Origin of the sequence: Flavobacterium sp. (assembly GCF_035760125.1) — a bacterium.
Classification (GTDB): domain Bacteria; phylum Bacteroidota; class Bacteroidia; order Flavobacteriales; family Flavobacteriaceae; genus Flavobacterium.
Window position 1 is genome coordinate 1 of the sequence record NZ_DASTTN010000470.1, and the last position, 6901, is coordinate 6901.

The following is a 6901-nucleotide window of genomic DNA, read 5'->3' on the forward strand; positions in this document are numbered from 1 at the left end:
CAATACAATTCGCATCGGTTTTGGCACACCTGGCATCCAGAAAATGTGTCCCCAATAATTTTTATTGGCAGTAAGATTTGTAATTAAAAACGTTAATATAGCTAATGAAAATGTAATAGTAAGATTCCCTGTTACATTGATACCGAATGGCATCAAACCGAAAATATTTAAAAATAATATGAAGAAAAAGATAGTCAATAAATAACTCATGTATTTCTTATAATGTTTCTCACCAATATTTGGGATTGCAATTTCGTCACGAATAAACAATACAACCGGCTCAAATATGCGACCTGCTCCAGAAGCAATTCCATTATTCTTAGCATATGATTTTGCCAAACCTGTAAAAAGGAAAAACATCAAAACCGATGCAATCATTATAGATAAAACAGATTTTGTAATTGACAAATCCAAAGGACGCACATTTGTAGGGTGCCCTGATTTTTCATCTTCGGTAATTGTACCAGCAGCGTCAGTTTTGTAAATTTTTCCGTCGTGGTGGTTTATTTTGTAGAAATTCCCGTTTGATTCTGCAACAGCTTCACCATGTTCGAATTTTGAAGAAGAGAAAATTTGAAAACCATTATCCCAAATAATAATAGGTAATGAAAAACCGTAATGAACTCCTGTTTCATCATCTTGGAAAAAAGAAAATTCATGAGAATCTAAAACGTGGTGTTTTATAAATGCTTTTACTTTAGATTTCACATCTGTTGGTTCAGCATGTGCTTCGTGGCTTGCTTCTGCACCTTCATGTGCTACTACAGTTTGAACAATTGTAGTGTCCTTTTCAGGATTTGCCATACTAATAAAAGGAAGACATATAACGAAAGTCGCTATAATAAATCTAAGTGCTTTGTTGGAAATCACCATATCTCTTAAATATCTTATTTTTTAACGATTCTAAAATTTGGTGCAAAGGTACATTTTTTATTAATACTCAAAAGCATATAAAAGTATTTTTTTGAGAATTTGATTCACAGAGGTATTGATTATTGCTTTTCGTTTACTAAGCGTATCGTAAAAAGGGTCTCAATTGTTAAAAAGACAATAAACAATATAAGAAAATTTATTCTTTCCGTAGGATCATTGGGTTTTGGAACTTGTAATAATGGTCTCAAAATCAAATAACAAAAAACCATCTTTATACTTGTCGCCAAAAGGAAAGACATTCCAACATTATCAAAACTTCTTTCTCTTATTGTTAACAAAACTTTGAAAATAATAGCCGACAAAACGAAGAAAAACAAATAAAGTGTTTCTAGAGAATAGAGAAAGGTCTCTTGGTTGATCTTAAAACCATAGAAAACCATTTTATGAATTACGTATAATAGGAATGCAATACCCCCTAAAGTTAAAAACGAGAGTGTTTTTTTAAAATTCATTATGCTTTTTTATTTTATTGTTTTTTGTTGATTTCGTTTACTTGCCGGATAACATTATACAGTGCCAAAACAACACCTACCATTACCATCACTTTTACATAATAAACTTTTGTGCTGGGATGATTTTCGTCCAACCAATTTCCAAAATAGGCAAACAGGTAAATTATAATTCCCATTTGTATTGGGATATTAATTAAAGCCAACCATTTATTGTAGTTGTTCTTTTTGGGATCATTATTCGTCGGCACTTTTTATTCCTTTAGTGTTGTTAGATAACATAACACAGGATGCATTGAAAGTGGCCCCTGGCTCTACCGATAATTTACCTATAATAACTTCTCCTATAATACTTGCTGATTCTTTAATGTTTAAGGTATCCTCAATTTGAATTTTTCCTTCAAATTTTCCTTCAATGTCTGCCATGTTACAAATGATATCACCTTTGACACTTCCTGCTGGCCCAATCACTAATTTCCCATTAGATGTAAAATTACCTATCAGTTCACCATCTAATCTAAAATCGGCTGGTGAAATTATGTCCCCATGTATTGTTGTACCTTCTACAATTCTATTGGTTTTCCCTAAAAGATCTGTGTACGATTTTGGCTTTTTATCAAACATAATTACGGTTTTTTTAATGAAAGAAACTCTTCAAGATTTTTCTTGATTTGAATTATTTTATAATTTTCATTTGAAATCACAATTCCTGGCTGGCTAATTTTGTATTTTTCATTTTCTGCAAAAAGAGCGGCAACAAATTGGGCATACGATTCTGAATGGATTCCTTGAATAGAGATGAAGCTTTCTTTTTCAGTATAAATATCACAGGTGTATTTTAATTTCTCCACATTTTCATTGGCAAAAAACAAAATCAATTTGCTTTCAATTGCCGATGCACTTTTCTCGTCATTTTTATCTATTCTAAAAATAACCTTCCAATTTTTAGAATCAACTGTACTGAAACTCATTTTTTCCAAAAGCGGAATTTGTGTTTTAAGAATTTCAATGGCATCTTTTCCTTCATTGCTATTGGCATAATTATCGGCTACATATTGTATTGCTTTTTTATAAGCTTCCAATCCATATAGTTTACCAATAGTATACGCTTTTAGCAATTCGAATTTCGGCACAATCGCTTCCCCCGCAAAATGATTAATCAAACCATCCACTTGTTTCAAGACAGAAGTGAAATATTCTTGCTGAAACAATCTATATAAATTTTCATATTCTCCTTCTGGAGTGTCATTACCAATGCCTGTTTTTGGACTTGAATTAGTAATGATTTGAGCATAACGAGAATCTGGATATTGGCTTACTATTTCATTTTTAATTGAGGCCGCTTTAGTTGGATTGGTAATTTCGTATATCTTATATAAATTGTATTTAGTAGGAAGAATTAATTTTTCTTCTGGTTGGTACAATAACAACTGCTCCAATCTAGCGGATGCTAAATTATATTCTTTGAATTTTTCTTTATAAATAACTCCCAATTGATAATAAACTGCATTTCTTTCTTTGGTAATGCTGTCAATTGCAGTTTGCGATTTTGGCAATTGCTTTAAATAATAGTCCGTAGTATATTTTTCATTTACATCTGTCGAAACTATTGATTTGTTTATAGTATCAACCACTGTATTGCTTCCAGACGTATTTTGATTTTGAACTGCTCCAGATGAAATTCTCCAATACCCATTTTGGGACCTGTTCCCCCAAGATTTTTTAAACTCAAGTTTTCCGTAAGCAACAGTGTTGGGGTTGTAAAAATAGAATGTATTGGAAGTTGCTGCTGGATTACTATTAGTAGGTGGTGCAAAAGAGGGTGGATTCGTATCTTGACCATTTTGATTTGAGATTGCATCATTAGGCATATTTGTCCCAACATTTAATGCAATATTGTCTTCTATTTTCTTTTGTTTCTCAGCAAGTAATTTTTTAAGCTCATCACTACTTTTTAATTTTTGAATATAATTTTCATAATATATTACTTGTTCCGGCTCTTTCAAAGAAGCAACGTAGATAATACTGTCATTTCGTTTGGCGATAGCCTCATTTACAATAGCCTCATCCAAATTCTTTCTAATTTTAGAAATCTGAAGATATTCTCTGGTTTTTGGGTCCAATAATTCCAAACATTTATCATAACTTTTGGCTGCAAAAAAATAATCAGTGTGCTTGAAATATAAATTCCCAATATTTCTATAATTAGACGCATTCAAATAAGGATCCTTAGATTTGGCATCTAAAGAAGCATTGTAATAATCCAATGCCAATTCTTTCTGATTATTATTATCATAAAAAATTCCAATACTATGATAAATCACATCCAAGAACGGCCTATTTTCTCTGTCCTCCATGATTTTTTTGGATTTTTTTACAAATAAATCATAATCCTCACCTTGATAATTATTGAGTTTCGCTTTTTTGGCGTAAGCCTGAATAACAAATTTTCTTTCTGCTTTTCTATTCATATCAATAACAGTTTGATAAAAATAGATAGCACTGTCTTTTTGTCCTACCTCTTCATACAATTGTCCCAACAAAAAAGAATAGCGCTCTTTTTCCTCATGAATTTTGGTAAAGTCATTCGCCAATTTTAGCTTAACGATAGCGCTGTCTTTTTCTTCGATATTCAAAAATGCACTTGCTAAAATGGCATTTGCATTTGCAAATTCCTGCTTTTTTAAATCGTTATCCTTAATGAGTTTTGAGGTGTTTTTTATGGCCAAAGCATCATTCCCCAAACGGACATTTGTTTTTTCACGCCACATTTTGGCATCATAAATATTGCTGCTATTGGGATACTTATAAAGAATATAATTAAAAGCATCCAAAGCAGGAATAAATCTTTGATCATAATATCTCGCTTTTCCTAGCAATAAATAGGCTTCATCAATTTGATAGTTTTTTTCTCGACCACCAATATTCATGGAATGTTTTTGGATGGCTTTGGTTGCCTTGGCTTCCGCAATTTCAAAATCGGAATTTTTGGTTTTCCCGTCAACGGGCACATCATCACTGACTTGCATTTTCTCCACGGGTAAACGTTTCCAGAAATTCTCTACAGTGTTGTCATTTATCCCTTTTACCCCTTTATCTAAAGCAATTTGGCCATTGTACAGTATGTTGAGTTTTGTACTCAAAGCGTGGGAATTTCTAGCCAAAAAAGTATCCTTCTTGGTAGAACAGGCTATCAAAAATGATAAAAATAATACGGCTAAAAAGTATTTAAATGTATTGCTATTCAAGGGTAAACGTTTAAATCATTAAACTTATAAAAAAGTATTTTAGTATAATGACTTGTAAAAATACGTTTCTTTTTGAAATATATAAATTTAAACCGCAAAAAACAATTCCAATTCTTGGAGTGTCTCTTTTGTAGTTGGCATATCTTTTACCAATTCCCCTTTGTTTAATGCAACAATTCGATCACAAACTTCAACAGTATGCTGCAAATCATGACTAGAAACCAGAACAGTAATATTTGGATTATCCGCCAATTCTTTGATAATTTTTTTTAATCTATTTACCGTTGTCGGATCTAAATTGGCAAAAGGTTCGTCCAAAATAATTACCTCTGGATTCCCTATTAATGTGGCGATGATTCCCACCTTCTTTTGGTTTCCTTTGGATAAATCGCGTAAGTATTTTTTATTTTTAAGAATTTCACCATTGAAGAATTCTTCATATCGAGTCAATAACGCATCAACATCGGCTTTGTTTTGTCCTCTCAAATCACCAATGAAATAGAAGTATTCTTCGGGAGTTAAGTATCCTATTAGAAAACTCTCATCCAAAAAAGAAGCCGTAAAAGGTTTCCAGTCTTCACTAGTATTCACCTGAATTTCATTGTTTAAAATATGCCCGGTTGTAGGCTGAATTAAGTCCAACAACAAACTGAAAAAAGTTGTTTTTCCTGCGCCGTTATTTCCCACTAATCCAAAACTCTGTCCTTTTGGAATTTCTAATGATTCTATATTCAATACGGTTGTCCCGTTATATTCTTTGGAAAGGTTATTAACTTGTATCATGATAATTGTGAATTTTTAGATAATAGATTTTAAATTAAAGACTTTAAAAAGTGATTTTATTAAGCCTTCTGTTTGTAAGCTGCGATAGTTTTGTATTTCTCTTTTTTATAAATTTTTTCTATTATTGAAAAAACGGTGTTTCTAAACATAAACCCTAACAAACCTGCTAATGCCACAAAAGCCAGTCCCAATTTTGGGTTCATGATATAAGATCCCAACCAATATAGAACTAATGGAAGAACTAATTTGGGTATAGAAAGCAACATAGTGTTTACATTAAAGGCTTTTTTGTCACCAAAAGCACCTTTCGACATCGATAAATCTATAGGCGTTTTTGTAAAAGCGCCTCCCAACAATACTAAATGTGAATTCACCCCAATATTATAAATGGCTCCTGCAACAATAGTAAGATACACTTGCCATCCAAAATACAAATAAAAGGAAGCCAAAATAGTCGAAACAACAGTGCCAATAACAATCAGCCACCATTTTGAATTCAAATAGCCTTTGTATGGAATATTTTGTGTCATCATCAATTGGTAATACGAACTGTCCCAACTCGGAACAAACTGGCCAAACGTGAATAAAAATCCCCCTGAAACAAATATTCCTGCAAAAATTAGCATCACTGGCGGTTGATGCGAATTACTGTTGAAAAATATTAAACCATAAAATAAAAACATGATACTTAAACCAACTGTAGTTTTAGAGCGTTTGTTCCTTTTGATTAATTTAATGTCATTTTTCAAAAACGTTCCTAAAGTTCCAAACTGGTTTAACCAAGTTAAATTCTCGGTTTTAGCAATATCATTTTTGGAAGATAGTCCTGCGTCCAAATACAAATCGCCTTTTAGATAATTATAAGTCCAAAAATACAATCCAGCTAAAACTAGAACTGGAATCATAAAAACCCATTTGGTGTGGAATAACGCTTCAAAAAATGGGTAAACATAATTAGTAATATCAAAGATTTTGTAATATTGACAACCTCCCAAAATCACAACAATAGTTATAAAAACTCCCAATAAATTGTCTTTGTTATTCAACAGAATATTCAGGAAATTATTGGCAAAAACGATAGAATAAAGAGCCGTCAACCAAAGCAATACACTAATTGCATCGTAGCCTTCGTAAATTAAAACCGCACTAAAAGGAAGAAAGAAAAAACCATGCACTAGATTAAAAAAAGACAACATGGTCTTCCCTAACGAGAAATGCACAATGATTGGCCGTTTGAAAGGCATGATCAATAGCGGTCGAATATTCATGACCGGAATTGCCTGCAGCAAAAGCCTGACAATCAAATCTATCAAAAAGTAATACACCAAAAACTTGTTTATGGTAACTAATGGATCCAATTTCATTTCCCTAAGAATATAAAAAGCCCCTATTCCCAATGCTAAAAAAACCAATGTGAAATATAGAACAAGAAATCCCATCAATATTTTCAAGGCCAAATTTGAAGCGAACGAAGCAGATCTCGTGAAA

6 protein-coding genes are annotated in these 6901 nt (G+C 32.2%); all 6 read right to left on the reverse strand.

Annotated features, from left to right (window positions below):
* The coding region (locus VFS71_RS16775) for a F0F1 ATP synthase subunit A (protein WP_326402732.1) at positions 1-804 on the reverse strand (804 nt) is incomplete at its 3' end.
* 595 nt (positions 805-1399) lie between these two features.
* Complete coding sequence (locus VFS71_RS16780; RefSeq protein ID WP_111408336.1) at positions 1400-1633, reverse strand: AtpZ/AtpI family protein; 234 nt, start codon at positions 1631-1633, stop codon at positions 1400-1402.
* A complete protein-coding gene (locus tag VFS71_RS16785; protein WP_326402733.1) occupies positions 1620-2006 on the reverse strand; it encodes a polymer-forming cytoskeletal protein in 387 nt (128 codons plus the stop codon). Before VFS71_RS16785 ends, VFS71_RS16780 begins: the two co-directional genes overlap by 14 nt.
* Before the next feature lie 2 nt (positions 2007-2008).
* Entirely contained in the window at positions 2009-4525 is a 2517-nt protein-coding gene (locus tag VFS71_RS16790) for a gliding motility protein (protein WP_326402734.1), read from the reverse strand.
* Positions 4526-4717: 192 nt separating this feature from the next.
* A complete protein-coding gene (locus VFS71_RS16795) occupies positions 4718-5413 on the reverse strand; it encodes an ABC transporter ATP-binding protein (protein ID WP_326402735.1) in 696 nt (231 codons plus the stop codon).
* Between the two features lie 59 nt (positions 5414-5472).
* The coding region (locus tag VFS71_RS16800; protein WP_326402737.1) for a DUF5687 family protein at positions 5473-6901 on the reverse strand (1429 nt) is incomplete at its 5' end.